The 15,260-nt window shown below is 35.1% G+C and carries 17 protein-coding genes, 2 tRNA genes and 1 other RNA gene; 14 read left to right on the plus strand and 6 right to left on the minus strand.

Annotated elements, in window-relative coordinates:
* Positions 1–204: 204 nt before the first annotated feature.
* The gene (locus tag ACWZFG_RS12825; RefSeq protein WP_418627379.1) at positions 205–1,356 is read left to right on the plus strand and encodes a DNA polymerase IV; all 1,152 of its coding nucleotides are present in this window, start codon (positions 205–207) and stop codon (positions 1,354–1,356) included.
* Positions 1,357–1,416: 60 nt separating this feature from the next.
* Here the strand turns inward: ACWZFG_RS12825 and ssrS are convergent.
* Positions 1,417–1,589: non-coding RNA, 6S RNA (gene ssrS / locus ACWZFG_RS12830), on the minus strand.
* A gap of 213 nt (positions 1,590–1,802) precedes the next feature.
* Here ssrS and ACWZFG_RS12835 point away from each other — a divergent pair.
* On the plus strand, positions 1,803–2,477 hold the full coding sequence (locus tag ACWZFG_RS12835; protein WP_455577768.1) for a DUF3846 domain-containing protein: 675 nt from the start codon (positions 1,803–1,805) through the stop codon (positions 2,475–2,477).
* A gap of 3 nt (positions 2,478–2,480) precedes the next feature.
* Here ACWZFG_RS12835 and ACWZFG_RS12840 read toward each other — a convergent pair whose 3' ends face one another.
* Positions 2,481–3,548: a tetraprenyl-beta-curcumene synthase family protein gene (locus tag ACWZFG_RS12840; protein WP_455577769.1), complete on the minus strand. Its 1,068-nt coding sequence runs from the start codon at positions 3,546–3,548 to the stop codon at positions 2,481–2,483.
* Between the two features lie 15 nt (positions 3,549–3,563).
* Positions 3,564–4,019, minus strand: a complete 456-nt coding sequence (locus tag ACWZFG_RS12845; protein ID WP_177505502.1) for a DUF441 domain-containing protein — start codon at positions 4,017–4,019, stop codon at positions 3,564–3,566.
* Positions 4,020–4,253: 234 nt separating this feature from the next.
* Between ACWZFG_RS12845 and ACWZFG_RS12850 the strand changes: the two genes are divergently transcribed.
* Positions 4,254–4,553, plus strand: coding sequence for a hypothetical protein (locus tag ACWZFG_RS12850; protein WP_177505501.1), 300 nt, complete (start codon positions 4,254–4,256; stop codon positions 4,551–4,553).
* A gap of 89 nt (positions 4,554–4,642) precedes the next feature.
* On the opposite strand, the gene ACWZFG_RS12855 is transcribed toward ACWZFG_RS12850, so the two are convergent.
* A complete protein-coding gene (locus ACWZFG_RS12855) occupies positions 4,643–5,140 on the minus strand; it encodes a ferritin (RefSeq protein ID WP_455577770.1) in 498 nt (165 codons plus the stop codon).
* 642 nt (positions 5,141–5,782) lie between these two features.
* Between ACWZFG_RS12855 and ACWZFG_RS12860 the strand changes: the two genes are divergently transcribed.
* The 11 genes from ACWZFG_RS12860 (at position 5,783) to ACWZFG_RS12910 (ending at position 13,626) form a co-directional block, all read left to right on the plus strand.
* Positions 5,783–5,860, plus strand: a tRNA-Arg gene (locus ACWZFG_RS12860).
* Between the two features lie 162 nt (positions 5,861–6,022).
* Positions 6,023–6,625, plus strand: a complete 603-nt coding sequence (locus ACWZFG_RS12865; protein WP_177505499.1) for a TetR/AcrR family transcriptional regulator — start codon at positions 6,023–6,025, stop codon at positions 6,623–6,625.
* Between the two features lie 138 nt (positions 6,626–6,763).
* Complete coding sequence (gene nirJ1 / locus ACWZFG_RS12870; protein WP_455577771.1) at positions 6,764–7,942, plus strand: putative heme d1 biosynthesis radical SAM protein NirJ1; 1,179 nt, start codon at positions 6,764–6,766, stop codon at positions 7,940–7,942.
* A gap of 18 nt (positions 7,943–7,960) precedes the next feature.
* Positions 7,961–8,956, plus strand: a complete 996-nt coding sequence (gene nirJ2 / locus ACWZFG_RS12875; RefSeq protein ID WP_177505497.1) for a putative heme d1 biosynthesis radical SAM protein NirJ2 — start codon at positions 7,961–7,963, stop codon at positions 8,954–8,956.
* 187 nt (positions 8,957–9,143) lie between these two features.
* Positions 9,144–9,938 (plus strand): HAD family hydrolase, encoded by a 795-nt coding sequence (locus tag ACWZFG_RS12880; protein ID WP_455577772.1) that lies wholly within the window; start codon positions 9,144–9,146, stop codon positions 9,936–9,938.
* Positions 9,939–10,029: 91 nt separating this feature from the next.
* Entirely contained in the window at positions 10,030–10,878 is an 849-nt protein-coding gene (locus ACWZFG_RS12885) for a histidinol-phosphatase (protein ID WP_455577773.1), read from the plus strand.
* A gap of 43 nt (positions 10,879–10,921) precedes the next feature.
* Complete coding sequence (gene rpiB / locus ACWZFG_RS12890; protein WP_418627234.1) at positions 10,922–11,368, plus strand: ribose 5-phosphate isomerase B; 447 nt, start codon at positions 10,922–10,924, stop codon at positions 11,366–11,368.
* 207 nt (positions 11,369–11,575) lie between these two features.
* Entirely contained in the window at positions 11,576–11,929 is a 354-nt protein-coding gene (locus ACWZFG_RS12895) for a PTS glucitol/sorbitol transporter subunit IIA (RefSeq protein ID WP_177505493.1), read from the plus strand.
* Between the two features lie 42 nt (positions 11,930–11,971).
* Positions 11,972–12,736 (plus strand): DeoR/GlpR family DNA-binding transcription regulator, encoded by a 765-nt coding sequence (locus ACWZFG_RS12900; protein ID WP_177505492.1) that lies wholly within the window; start codon positions 11,972–11,974, stop codon positions 12,734–12,736.
* A gap of 132 nt (positions 12,737–12,868) precedes the next feature.
* Positions 12,869–13,441: a superoxide dismutase gene (locus ACWZFG_RS12905; protein ID WP_455577774.1), complete on the plus strand. Its 573-nt coding sequence runs from the start codon at positions 12,869–12,871 to the stop codon at positions 13,439–13,441.
* A gap of 108 nt (positions 13,442–13,549) precedes the next feature.
* Positions 13,550–13,626, plus strand: a tRNA-Arg gene (locus ACWZFG_RS12910).
* Between the two features lie 125 nt (positions 13,627–13,751).
* Here ACWZFG_RS12910 and ACWZFG_RS12915 read toward each other — a convergent pair.
* Both ACWZFG_RS12915 and ACWZFG_RS12920 read right to left on the minus strand, forming a co-directional pair.
* Positions 13,752–14,879 (minus strand): tyrosine-type recombinase/integrase, encoded by a 1,128-nt coding sequence (locus tag ACWZFG_RS12915; RefSeq protein WP_455577775.1) that lies wholly within the window; start codon positions 14,877–14,879, stop codon positions 13,752–13,754.
* Between the two features lie 283 nt (positions 14,880–15,162).
* Positions 15,163–15,249 (minus strand): IS3 family transposase, encoded by an 87-nt coding sequence (locus tag ACWZFG_RS12920; protein WP_455577599.1) that lies wholly within the window; start codon positions 15,247–15,249, stop codon positions 15,163–15,165.
* Positions 15,250–15,260: the final 11 nt, after the last annotated feature.

A 15,260-nucleotide genomic window follows, 5' to 3' on the forward strand; every position in this document is an offset into this window, starting at 1 on the left:
CTTTTTCAACATTATGTACAGTTATTCATTGAATATACTGCCGATTATATACTATAGCATAGGAATTTTTACTGCTCAAGCCAGAAAAAGGTCTATTTTAAGGAAAGTTTATTGCTGAACAGGCGTTTAAATAATAATTTTGTAAGTTGTGAAGTGTAATATGTTAAAATAAAAGAAAAGTGTAAGAATGTTGGAAGTGAAAGAATGAAACAGCTTGTTATGCATATTGATATGGATGCTTTTTATGCATCTATAGAGCAGCGTGATCATGAAGAGTATAGAGGAAAGCCTGTGATTGTTGGAGGACTTAGCGGTCGTGGTGTTGTATGTACAGCTTCATATGAGGCGAGAAAGTTTGGGGTGCATTCAGCGATGTCAATGGCAGAGGCGAAAAGACGTTGTCCGCAAGGCATCTTTTTGTCATGTAATCATGCATATTATGAATCCGTATCAAGGGAAATATTTCAGATATTTCATGAGTTTTCACCTGTTGTAGAACCTTTATCTCTAGATGAAGCTTTTCTTGATGTTAGTGGAATGGAAATGTTAGTCCAGGATTGGCGTGTGTATGCAGAAAAATTGAAAAAGCGGATTGCTGATGAGCTTGGGCTAGTTGCTTCTGTGGGTCTAGCGCCCAATAAATTTTTAGCGAAGCTGGCATCTGATATGGAGAAACCAGATGGACTAACGATAATTGAAGAACAGGATATCGAGCGTGTATTGAACGATTTACCGATTACTTCGCTTTGGGGTGTGGGGAAAAAGACTGCACAGCAGTTATATGATTTAGGCTTTGTTAAAGTTGGTCAGATTGCCAAAGCAGATGTTGTTTTTTTAGCAAAGCATATAGGTAATCTGGCGTATCAATTAGTGAATCTCGCGAATGGGCACGATGGGCGAAGCGTTGAAGGAACGCCAAAATCTCAATCAATAGGGAATGAGGTAACATTTGCCCATGATTTGATTACGCATGAGCAAATTACAGAAAAGTTTTTGGCTTTGGCAGAAAAAGTAGGTAGTCGGCTTCGTCGTGAAGGCTTTGCGGCGAGAACAATTTCGATAAAAATTCGCTTGGCTTCCTTTCTGACGCTTACGCGTAGCCTGACTTTAGTGGAAGCGACGAATTTTGATGAAGATTTATATCAGATAGCAGTAGAGTTATATGAAAAATGCAAAGTAGCGGAAAAAATAAGATTGCTAGGGATTACAGCCAGCAATCTTACGATACATGAACAGCCTATTTTATTTGCAGAAAATAATAAGAAAAAAGAACTTTATCACGCTGTAGATGCAATTCGAACGCGCTTTGGAAATCACATGATTACGAAAGCAAAATTGTTGAAAAATCGCGATTGATTACTAAAAATAAGTTTACATAACGAAAAAAGACTTACCAAAAGGTAAGTCTTTTTTAAACTTTTGCCCGTAATGCCGCCCTCCGTTATGTCCAAACCTGCAACCCAGCAGGTGGGCATCATAGTTATGGTTTTGCTATCCGTTCAAGACGGTCCAGCAGCTACAAAACATCCGATTCCCTTTTCAAAAAAGTAGGTTGGACATATTGAAGGTATCGTGCATCTCAGGCACTGTTTCTACGTTGTTTATAATATCATAAATCCAGTATGGTTGCAACATTTATCATAGAGAAAATCATGATTTTCCAAATATTTTCACTGAAAAGTTTGTCGTTAAAAAAGGGATTTTGTTATGTTTACATAATATAGATCATTTTTGCAAAATAGTCAAGAAGTTTGTAATGGAAAAGGTTTTTCTTTCCCATTGGCGAATATATAAAAACTGATATGTTTGCAGACTATTTGAGTTTGCCGGAATTTAATGATGAGGAGTTAGTTATGACAACAGAAGAAAAAAATCCTGAAGTGAAAACTACGATGAATTGTATTCTTATTAAACCTGGACAAGATCCAGAGATTTGTGCTTTACCAAATAATCCGTTAGAGCAGGTACAAGCAATTGGTGATATTCTTGGTGGGAATTTCGCAAGTGCGCGTTTATTCGATTTAGGCGATAATAAATCTTTGCATATTTTAGTGAATGACTTTGCTGTGCCGTTAGGATTGATGGCAAATCGTCGTTTTCCAGGCGCTGATAATGAAGAAATTATTTTTGGTAATGCAATCTTCGTTGCAATGGATGATGAACATTCAGACCAAGGCCCAATGGATATTACAGAAGAAGTTTGCAATTACTTTATTGAACAGTTAAAAACTAATTTATTGCCATGTAAAGGCGATGAAAAACCAGATCCTAAACATGAAATTTTTATAGAAAACTATGGAACGCCAGAGCAGCGTAGTTTTAAATGGGTAGAAATCGAAAAACCAGAAAACGTGGATGAATTTATTGCTGCTGGTCGCGCGAAATTAATTAAGCATCCTGAATATGAAGTGATTGAAATTAATGGACGCTATTTTAAACAAGTAACAGTATCAACAAGCCAAGGTCCAATACAATAAATTTTAGATTTTTTTTGTTTTACGTAATAAATTGCATAGATAATAAATGATGGTTGCACGAACTCCAGCTGTATTAAGTAATGTTTTTCGCACTGCTTTTTCGGTTGGAGTTTTAATTTTGCTATCGGATAGGTACAAAGCGACTAACCCGCGTACGATTGTTGTAGCAAAATATGAATTTGGCGTATTTTCTGCATGATTGAAAGCCTGCTGATAGATAAACTGCAGACGCTCTTGCATTTCTTGTTCATTCGAATAATAAAAAATGAAGTTTAAGTCGTTGTTTTGGCGATCCTCTGCTTGGTCAATGAAATAGTCAAGCTGAATATGTAGGCAACTAATCCAAGGGAAATAAGCTTCTTTTAATGTAGTGACATCTTCTGCATTGAGATTTTCTTGATAAGCAGCGGCGGTAAGCATGAACATTCCTAGGGTAGAGCCTGTAGCAGCAGCAAATTCCCAATTTGTCAGCCACGTATTTGTATTTGCATCATTTAACCAATCTTGCATAGCTTGTTCGCGATCTTCAAGTGCAATATGCTTATACGTCTGTAGATGGCTGTATAAAGAAGCGAGTTCTAGCAAATGTATTTGTACTTTATCATAAGATGGAAGTTTTGCTAAAATATCTTGTGAAGTTTTAACTAAACTATTTAAATAGCCGCCATCTTCTTTAAAAGGATAAAAAGCATAGTAATCTTTTAATTTTGCACGGGGATTTAAAGCATCTGTCATTGCAAGGTGCAATTGGGCAAATGCTTTTTCATCGGTGACATTTGCACGATCACATAAATTATCTAAATAGTCGCTGATTGTTTGCAGTGCAACAACGAATTTTACGAATTCAACTCTATTTACCCCTGGGTATAGACTATAAAAGCTACCGCCTTGACAATGAAATTTTTTATCGGTTATGCTGGCTAAGGCTTGTTTTTGCAACTCGCCAAGCATTTTTGTTTCAGCATAAGTTTTCCATACGTCTAATTCCGTATTGACAAGCGGTAAGATCTCAGTAATAAAAGTTTTGATCATGTGTGCGCTATACATAGAATTTTTATAGATGTTCAACATGATATCCTCCGTTCCTTATTGAAATAATTTACCCACGGATAGGACAATATATACTAAACCAGCCGCAATCAATGGTCCAACGGGAATCCCGTTGCAAAAGAAGACACCAGCTATCGTCCCAATAACTAATGAGCTTACGATTTCAGGCGAAGTTTTCAAAAGTGGAATACCAAGACCACCTGCCCAAGCAACGAATACGCCCATCGCTATCGCTACGATTCCTGTAGGTGTTTTAAATGTATCCAGCATAATTCCCATATTGATCTTGCCAGAGGCAATTGGTGCAAGAATACCGATCGTTAATACGATGATACCAACATTTAGTCCGTGTTTTTCGAGAATGGGGAACCAGTCGTTAAAGCCAAGTAATTTAATGAGCATGAGAACTGTCGCAGCAATTGCAACGGAATTATTATGTCCAATCACTCCGAGAACGAGAATGATGAGTAAGGGAAGGTAATCTAGATTCATGGATATCGCCATCCTTTATTATTGTATTATAGTTCTATTTGAAAAATTATTATATACTTTAGCGTTTTATTAGGCAACTTTTTGGAGAGGATTTACTTATAAGATATGCTTGTTTTATTTATTTATAGATAGAATGAAAACATCCCTGCCTATAATTCTATGCAATTTTATGTTTTAAGGTTATAATATTACTATGTCTGAAAAGTTAACTTTGATCTATGGAGGATTTATGGAATGGAAAATTTATATAGCGTAGCGGTTCATTTTGAAGAAGATAACGGATACATTGAATATGATATACAAGCAAAAACAGTAAATGTAGTATTAAAAACACCGGAAAAAAAAGCGGAAGTAGAAGCGTATTTGAGTGCATCTCATGAAATTAATGTACCAAAAGATACATTAATGGATTTTGAAAAGCGTGTGATTCAACCATTAAATAGTGTGGAAGAGTTGAAATTGGCACTGACAAGAATGTGGGATGCTACAGAAGTGTACGTAGACTGGAGCAGACCAGTTGGTGTAGAAGTATAAAATAAAATGTACCCTATAGTAAATGCTGAAAAACCATTACCTATAGGGTACATTTTTATTTGACGAATAAAGCAATCAAAAGGAATGCTTTATTCGTTAGAACTTGGCGGAATAAATGTCCGTGTGCCAAGTTCATTATCTAAATAAAGAAGATCTGTTGGCTTGTCTCCGATTAGCTGAATTTTATTTAACACCTCAGAGGTGCTGTCTTCTTCTTCTACTTGTTCACTAATGAACCATTGTAGAAAAATTTGTGAAGCAAAATCATTTTCATCCATTGCAATTTTATATAATTTGTTAATGCCTGCAGTTACTTGTTGTTCATGCTCAAGAACTTTTCTGAATGTTTCAAGTGGAGTGCCAAAATCGCTTGGTGGTGCATCAATAGCTTTTAAAATGACTTTTTCACCACGACTTTTTATATAATCATAAAATTTTAGAAAATGAAATGTCTCCTCTTCATATTGTACTCGTAGCCATTTAGCCATTCCTTTAAACCCTTGATGTTCAATATGCGCAGACATTGCTAAATATAAATGAGCAGAATACATTTCGAACTTAATTTGCTCATTCAGTGTATTTAACATTTTTTTAGATATCATAATAAAATCCCTCCGAAATTATTATTTGTATGCCAAATGTTAGTATGTACAAAAATCTTTGATTAAATTTGGTTTATATAAATAATTCGTATGTGAATTGGCAGGGGATTAAAAGTAAGAAGAAAACGAAGGATTAAATTGTTCACATAAAAAGTGAGTTATCCACAAAGTTATCCACAAAACCCATGTTCTTGTGGATAAAGTACTTTAAAGTTAAAATATTATCTTTGTATACATAGAAAATAAGGGAAATAAATATGATTTATAATGTGGATAAAATAGAATGTAATTTGGAAAATCATGATTTATTATGTAAAATTAAGGGATATTTGAACTTTTCCCTAGGAAAATCCCCAAAACTTAAAAAGTTATCCACAAAACTATCCACAAAATTACTCGGAGTGTTGATAACTTAGGGTTTTGTCAATAAATGTGTGAATAAGATAGTGCAGGGATGTGGATAAAATGAGATATTTCTGTGAAAGAATATTTTCTTGCTGTGATTAGCAATAATTAGGGAATAAAGACGAGGAAAATTTTCTAGAAAGAGATTACTAAAAATATTGTTGACAAATAAAAAACGTAGTGGTAATATAATATCTGTTGATTGCAAGAGCAATAGACAATGACTCTGTAGCTCAGTTGGATTAGAGTATTTGACTACGAATCAAAGGGTCGCAGGTTCGAGTCCTGCCAGGGTCACCATTTTAAAATTTAAGCCTCGGAGGTATCCGGGGCTTTTGTGTTATATGACGAATCCATTTTGGAGTCGTCATATTTTTTTGCGAAAAAATGAATCTACTTCATACTTGAATTCGTCAAAAAATCAAGTATAATAATTGAAGTATGATTTTTGGGGGTGAGTGTATGGCGGAAGTGATTAACCGTCGGGAGAGAAAAAAGTTGCATTCTAAAAAGGTGATTACTCAAGCTGCCCTTAAATTATTTGGACAGCAGGGATTTTCCGATACATCGATTGCAGATATTATGAATGAAGCTGATTTAGGTATAGGGACGTTTTATAATTATTTTCAATCAAAAGAAGAGATTTTAAAAACCTTGCTTGGAGAGATGATTGCAGAAATTTATCAAGTGTATGAATCGTTTCCAAAGGATGAAAAGAGTTCGGCTGAATTTTTATCAGAGGTTTTCTTACTCACTGCTCGCATTTTAGATAAAAATCGTTTTGTATTACCGCTTTTCGTTAGTGCGGCGCAAAAGAGCGCAATGATAAAAGAAGAGCAGCCTGCTGAAACAGAAAGTAAAATGGGCTTTAAAAGAATTTTTGAAGCAATTATTCGACGTGGACAAGATTTAGAGGAATTTAGAAAAGATATTCCGGCAGAAGTCATTACGGAAATTTTTCATTCGGTATTTCAAGCAGCTGCATTTAGTCGCTTAGAGCTCGATTTTTTAACAAATGTCGAATATAAACTTAAAATTATTTTAGATGGAATTGAGCTAAAATAAGTGGATAAGTTCATTGACCGTGAAAAAAAATATTGTTAATATATAAAAGATGAATGCAATTCAGAAATGAGAGTCGTTCTGTTTTGTAATTGGGAAAACAAAATAAATTTGAGAAAGTTTTATAGGTGATAAAAAAAGATGATAAGCGTTACGAAATTATTATTTTCGACTGATTATTTTGGTGATTCACTACGTTATACAAAAGGTGCGGCAACAACAAAACATGGTGTTCGCGAAGGTGCTGGTCCTGTAGTAGTATGGAATTCTACACGTACTTGTAATTTATCTTGCCGTCATTGTTATATGAGTTCGGAAGCGAAAAAGTATGAAAATGAGATGACGACGGAGGAAGCAAAGAAATTTATTGATGATTTAGCTGAATTTAATGTGCCTGTACTATTATTTTCTGGCGGCGAGCCTTTATTGCGCCCAGATTTCTTTGAATTGGCTACATATGCGGCTCAACAGGGAGTACGTCCTACTTTATCAACGAATGGTACTTTGATTACGCGCGAAATTGCGCAAAAAATTAAGGCTATCGGTGTTGGCTATGTTGGTATTTCTTTGGATGGATTACGTGAGGTAAATGATAAGTTCCGGGGAAAAGACGGTGCGTTTGCTGCGGCGATGCAAGGCATTCAAAATTGTGTAGCAGTAGGGCAACGCGTTGGACTGCGTTTTACGATTAATCATCATAATTTAGAAGAATTAGATAATATCTTTGACTTTATTGAAGAAGAAAATATTGATCGCGTATGCTTTTATCATTTGGTGTATTCGGGGCGTGGAAATGCTATGATGGACGAAGATGTCACGCCGGAAGAATCACGTAAAGCAATGGATATTATTATTCGTCGGACGCGTGATTTTGAAGAAAGAGGCTTGAAAAAAGAAATCTTAACTGTAGATAATCATTGTGATGGTGTATATATGTATCTTAAAGCGCTTTCTGAGGGCAATGACAAGTTAGCGGAGCAAATCAAGGAGTATATTTCAATGAATGGTGGTAATCGTTCTGGCATCGCATTCGGAGAAGTTGATCCATTGGGGTATGTGCATCCGGACCAATTTACGCAGCATCACACGTTTGGTAATGTACGCGAACGTAAATTCGGCGATATTTGGCAAGATGAATCTCATGCAATTATGGCAGGGTTAAAAGATCGCAAAGTATTATTAAAAGGCCGTTGCAGAGAGTGCAGGTTCTTAGATAACTGCAATGGGAATTTCCGTACACGTGCAGAAGCGACGACAGGCGACTTTTGGGAGTCTGATCCGGCATGTTATTTAACAGATGAAGAAATCGGAATTAAGTAATAAAGGAGAGATAACAAAATGATTATTTCTTGGAATACGACAAATGCTTGTAATATGTATTGTGATCATTGTTATCGTGATGCCGGTTGCAAGGCGGAAGAAGAATTAAATACGAAAGAAGCAAAAACGCTTTTGGAACAAATCGCAAAAGCGGGCTTTAAAATTATGATTTTTAGTGGTGGAGAGCCATTAATGCGTCCAGATATTGTTGAATTGGTTGCTTATGCAACTTCGCTTGGGCTTCGACCTGTTTTTGGTACAAACGGTACATTGATTACCCCGGATATGGCGCAGAAATTAAAAGATGCTGGTGCGATGGGAATGGGAATTTCTCTTGATTCTTTAGATAAGGACAAACATAATCAATTTAGAAAATTCCCTAACGCGTGGGAAGGCGCTGTACAAGGTATGCGCAATTGCCGTGCAGTAGGGCTACCTTTTCAAATTCATACGACGATTATGGATTGGAATGAAGCAGAAATTGAGCAGATTACAGATTTTGCTGTAGCAGAAGGCGCGGTAGCGCATCATTTCTTTTTTTTAGTGCCTACAGGCAGGGCGAAATCTATTGAAGCAGAATCGTTAAGAGCACATGCTTATGAAGATACATTAACTCGCATATTAAAAAAACAAAAAGAAGTTAATATTGAATTGAAGCCAACTTGCGCACCTCAGTTTATGCGCATTGCTCGTCAAATGGGTATGAAAATGCGATTTGGTCGTGGTTGCTTGGCAGGAACGTCTTATTGTATTATCAGCCCGCGTGGACAAGTACAGCCTTGTGCTTACTTGAATATCCCATTGGGAGATGTGCGCGAAACTCCATTTGATGAGATTTGGAAAAATAATGAGGTTTTAAATAAGTTACGGACTTTGGAATATAAAGATGGTTGTGGGAAATGTGAATATAAAAAATTATGTGGTGGTTGCCGCGCTAGAGCTGCATATTATAATGATGGGGATTATATGGCGGAGGAACCATGGTGTTTATATCATGGAAGAGCTGGTCAATAAATTCACAGTTTAAAAATAGCTGTTGTTACTCTAGAGAGAAAAAGTGTTACAGGGAAAATTCCTGTAACACTTTTTGCCATAATATATAATGTTTGCTATTTTATTGCGTTTTATAGTAAAATTGAATTATTCATTATGGTGAATGTAGAATAAATCAACGATTGTTGTAAAATAGAAGGAGGGTATCATGGTAAAATTAATTTTGACTGATATGGATGGAACTTTGCTTGATAGTCATTTTCGCATGCCAGAGGGCGTAGATGAGACAATTTCCCAATTAGCCGATCGGGGTGTTGTTTTCGGAGCGGCGAGTGGACGTCAATATTATTCCCTCATTAAAAGTTTTGAAAAACATGTGAATGAAATGTTATTCGTCGCAGAAAATGGAACTTATGTAGTTTACAAAAAACAGGAAATTTTTTCAAATACGCTGCATCGAGATTATTTAAATGATGTTTTAAAAGTAGCTCAGCAATTTCCTAGTTTGCACGTCTTAGTATCAGGCAAGAAAAAAGCATATTATCAATCAACAAATGAAGTTTTCTTAAGAGAATTGGATAAGTACTATAAAGAAGTACAAAAGGTAGATAACTTGCTTGATTTATCAGCGATAGATGATGAGTTTTTAAAAGTTGCAATGTATGATTTGGACCATGGTGCCGAAGAGAAATATCATTCATTTGAACATTTTCGTGGTCATCTGCAAGTTGCAGTGAGTGCAGATTGTTGGCTTGATGTGATGAATCTAGGGGCAACGAAAGGTGCTGCGGTAAAGCATATTCAAGATGCACTTGGAATAAGTTTTGAAGAAACGATGGTCTTTGGCGATTATATGAATGATTTGGAAATGATGAGCAGTGCGTATCATAGCTATGCTATGGAAAATGCTTTAGATGAAGTGAAAGAAGCAGCGAGATTTATTGCACCAAGTAATGACAAGCATGGTGTGCTGGTTACGATTAGAGAAAAAATATTGAAATAATAAGGGTTTTGAGAAATAGTTGCATTATTTGTTGAAACATCCTAATATATATTATGTTATTTGTAATGAGCTGTGTGAGGGGTTGAATTACGTGAAGTTTGATTATCATATGCATTTTGAATATGGAAGTTATGATTTAGACTGGGTACGGGGTTTTTTTGATAGTGCGAAAACACGTGGAATAGATGAAATTGGTATCTCGGAACATAGTCATGGATTTATTGAATTTAAAGAATTATATTATGATGAATTGATTCTCGATGATTCAATCGTTGGACAATATCAACAAAAATGGTTGAAGAAAAATAAATTTAAATATTCACTTGATGATTATTTTAATTTTATGAATTCTTTAAAAGAAAAAGGGTATCCTGTAAAAACTGGGATTGAAATTTGTAATTTTAAAAATCAGGCGAAGATAAAAGAGATCATTAATAAATATGATTTTGACTATATCATTGGTTCTGTACACTTTTTAAAGGGCTGGGGTTATGATTTTTCTGATATAAAACAAGTATGGCAGGAACATAGCTTAGCAGATATTTATCATTGGTATGCGCAGGAGATTGAAAATCTTTGCGAAAGTGGTTTATATGACGTATTAGGGCATCCTTTTAACATTCGTTTATTTAAAAATTTACCTGATTTTTCTGTTGATTCTGTTTTGGTGAGAGTAGCTAAAGCTTTGAAAAAAGCGAATATGGCAATCGACATTAATACGGGGACACTTTATCGCTATCCGATTGCTGAAATTTCACCATATCCAGATTTCTTAAAAATTGCACGTGAATACGACTTACCGATTATTACATCTTCTGACGCGCATCAACCGGAGGACTGCGGGCGTTATATTGATAAGGCAGTTGAATATGCAGAAGAATATGGATATGAAGGCTCATTAATTTTTACGCATCGCAGGGCGGAATTTAAAAAATTTTGATTGACTCTGCTTTAAATAGTCATGATATAATGGAGGTAGAAAAATGATTGCTTTAGGCTGTGACCATGGTGGATATGAATTAAAAGAAGCGATAAAAAAATACTTAGATAAACAAGGCGTTGCTTATAAGGATTTTGGAACAAATTCTATGGAAAGCGTAGATTATCCGGAATATGCGGAAGCTGTTGCTAATAGTGTTGCTTCTAAAGAAGCTGAAAAAGGTATTTTAGTATGTGGCACAGGTGTTGGAATGTCGATTGCAGCAAACAAAATACCTGGAATTCGGGCAGCATTAATAAGTGATTGCTTTAGTGCAAAAGCGACTCGTGAACATAATGATTCTAATATTCTTTGCTTAGGTGGAAGAGTGTTAGGCGAAAATCTTGCGCTTATGATTGTTGAGATTTGGTTAAATACTGCATATATCGGTGCACATCATGCAAAACGCTTAGAGATGATTCAGAAAATGGAAGATAAAGCAAAGAAATAATTGCTTAATAAAAAAGAATATAAATTGATTTATTGGTGATGAAGAGAAAAGTATTGTAGATATATGCAGTATTTTTCTCTTTTTTTACCAAGAAAAACTTACCAATATAGATAGATTCAAAGGTATTTCTAAAGAAATCGCGTATATAATAGGATAAAAAGGAAATATAAGTGGATAAAATAAAAAAAAAAGAGGAGTGTTTTTACAATGAAATATGACGTTACCATTACTGCAATTGGTGAAGTTGTACAAGATTTATTGGATTCCTCAGGTGATTTGATTTTATTTGATACATGCCCAATTGAGGCCCTAGGTGAAGTTTCAGTTATGCACACGATAGGTGAAGTTGGAGATATTCAAGTAGGCGATACAGTGAGTTTTGGGAATAAAAGCTATACAATAATGGCAATTGGTGATGAAGTTTTGAACGGATTAAAAGAAATTGGCCATTGTAGATTAAAATTTAATGAAATGACATCAACTTGTTTACCGGGACAAATCATTTTAAAAGGTGACGGTTTACCGGAGCTAAAGGTAGGGGAAAAAATAATTTTTGAATAAGCAAATTAGAGAAATAAATGTTTTGGATAATGGGAGAATGCTATGTTTTTGATTGAACGAAGAAAAAAGATTATTGAATTCTTAAATCTACAACAAAAAGCTACTGTGAAAGAATTGGCAGCTACACTTAAAGTTACTGAGGTTACTTTAAGAAGTGACTTGAAAGTGCTTGAACGAGAAGGTTTAATTAAGCGGGTACACGGTGGTGCAGTTTTAATTGAACAGGAGAATCCGGAAACTTCATTCATGTCTAGAACAGAAGAAAATAAAGATAAAAAGATTATGATTGCACGCAAAGCTGTGGAAATGGTGAAAAGTGGACAATGTTTACTTTTAGATGGAAGTACGACAATTTTGGAATTTGCAAGAATTCTAAAAAAGATGCCGCTAAGATTGACGGTTGTAACAAACGGCATTTATACTGCGCTGGAATTAAGTGAGAATCCACAGATTACTGTTATTTTAGTCGGGGGTGTATTGCGCGTTGGGTCTACTACGCTTGAAGGGACATTGGGAACGCATGTATTGAATAAATTAAACTTTGATATTATGTTTACGTCTAATAATGGTTTTACAATAGATGATGGACTGATGGATTTTAATGTTTATGAAGCTGATTTAAAACGGGCAATGGCGAATGCTGCGAGAAAATTGGTAGCACTTATGGATTCTAGTAAATTTGATAAGTCGTCTTCTGCCTCTTTTGCACCAACACGTCAAATAGATACTTTAATTACTGATGAATTTATTTCTGTTGATACGATAGAACAATTGAAGAAATTAAATGTTCAGGTTGTAATTGCATAAGAATTTAATATTTATAGGGAAAAATAATTCGATGATTAAACTTATTAATCGTCGGATTATTTTTTAAAATTTGTACTATTTTATAAAAACTCTGCATAGAATATATTGGTAATTTTCTAAAGGAGGAAAAAAATGTACAAAGCAAAAAACTATCCATCACTATGGACGATAACAAGTGTAAGTAATCTTCTCATGAAAAATCATATCAAATTATATAAAGGCTATGTTGAAAACACGAATGTAATATTAAATGAATTAAAGCAGAAAAATGAAGATTTAATTTGTCGCCAATCGATGAAGTTACGATTGGGTTGGGAATTTTCAGGGATGAGGCTACATGAATATTTCTTTGGCAATTTAGGAAAAGAACCAATGATTCAGAGTGGAGAATTATTAGATTGGCTGAATCATTGTTTTGGTAGTTTTAATGATTGGCAGGAAGATTTTATTGAAACAGCAATGACACGTGGCAATGGATGGGCGGTACTTTGCCGCGATAACCATACAGGGAAGTTGATGAATATATGGATACAGGGGCATGCTACAGGCACATTGATTGGTTGTCAGCCACTATTGGTGATAGATGCCTGGGAACATGCGTATATGATTGATTATGGATTAGACCGTAGAAATTACATAGAACGAATCATGAACGAAATCAATTGGGTGGTGGTAGTTGATCGATTTTGTAAAATAGGGATATAAATACATATAAAAATACAGGATAGTAAAGGAGCATGTATTGCTATCCTGCATTTTCGGAAGATTTTTGACAAAAAAATAGATATTTGCTATACTGTCATGTATGAATATGCGGTCGTAGCTCAGACGGATAGAGCGGTTGCCTCCTAAGCAATAGGCCACAGGTTCGACTCCTGTCGATCGCACCATTGACTTCAAGGGGTTTCGGTTTTTACCGAGACTCTTTTTTATTGCCTTGGGCACAACGTGGGCACAACGAGTAAAATTTAATACTATTTTATACGAATGGACACAGAGCGATTGTGTCCATTTTTTATTTTGGTACGGCGTATAATTCTTGAACCTTTTCTGCAATCTTATTATCATAGTTTGGGATAGCATGTCCATAAAGTTCTAGTGTGTGACTAACTTTACTATGTCCAAGACGACGTGAAACTTCAATAATAGGAATGCCATTTGCTAGTAGCTCAGTAGCATGTGTGTGGCGTAAGACATGAAAGTTTTTGTATGGCACATTTGCTTTTTTAAGAAGATCACTCCATGAGCGCTCAAAGGTTCTTGGTAGTATTGGAGTTTCATTTCTAGTAACAAAACATAACTTTTCCTGCTTAATATCAATATTAACCGTCTTTGATTTAAGCTCCTTTAATACTTTAGCAACATCAGGTGTTATTGATATTTTGCGAATAGATGATTTTGTTTTTAATGGTCCTAAAACTAATCCGTGTGCCTTTGTTTTGCTCAATCCTTTTCTTACATGGATTTCATTGGATATAAAATTTACATCACACCATCGAAGTCCTAACACTTCGCCTAATCTTAATCCGGTTGTTACAGCTAGAAGTATTGCTGGATAACGATTTTTTAGAACAGGGTGTTCATGACAGGTTTTTAAGATCAATTCAATTTCTGATGCTGTAAATATTTCAATATCTTTTTTATCAAACTTTGGCGCTGTTACAAGTAGCATAATATTTTTATTTATCATGTCTAGCTGGAAAGCCTTACTTATCATGTTTTTTAGCAACTTATGCACTTTATGAATTGTGTGCTGAGACAGTTTAGTTTTTTCAGAAAGTTCAGTGTACAGTTTTTGTACATGTGCCGGTTGTAGTTCCTGCAACGTAATTCCTGAAATACTATCAAAATGAGCTGCTAAATAAAAATATAATTCATAGGTGCTTTGGGCTATAGTACCTTTTTTGTAAGTCGTAAGCCAGTCGATAGTCCATTCGCCAACAGTTACCTTGCTGGGCACAACAAATGTGCCTTTATGAATTGAATTGATTTGTGATGTTTTCCAAACAACCGCTTCTTGCTCAGTTTTAAACCTCTTAAAAATTCGTTTACCTTCCGGTGTGGTAATAGAAGCACGATAAGAATCACGAGATTTGTCATAAGTGATACCACCTTCACCATTTGCTCTTTTGTTTTTTGCCATAAAAAATAGACCTCCTTAGAAGTTGTGTTTTAGAGGTCAATCAAGTATAATTTGTATCAGGATGGGTGATTGACCTTTTGTGTTAATTATCCTAGACCGCTTGGAAGGTGAGAGTTCCAGGCGGTTTTTTTGTTGTCTTTAAAGTAATATTATAATTAATGATTATTTTGTACTTTGGGTTTCTAGTTCAATGATACTTTTAATTATTATTTCATCAAAAGTATTGGGTTCGTAAGTTCCTGAACTGCACCCTGTCAAGTAGACAGATGAAAAACTAAAAATTTTATGCAACTAGGGTCTGATTTCGATATTCTATCGGAGTCAGACCTTTTAGGTTTTTCTGTAATCTTTTCGTGTTATAAAAATTTATGTATTCATCAA

The sequence above is a fragment of the Anaerosinus sp. genome (assembly GCF_965318445.1).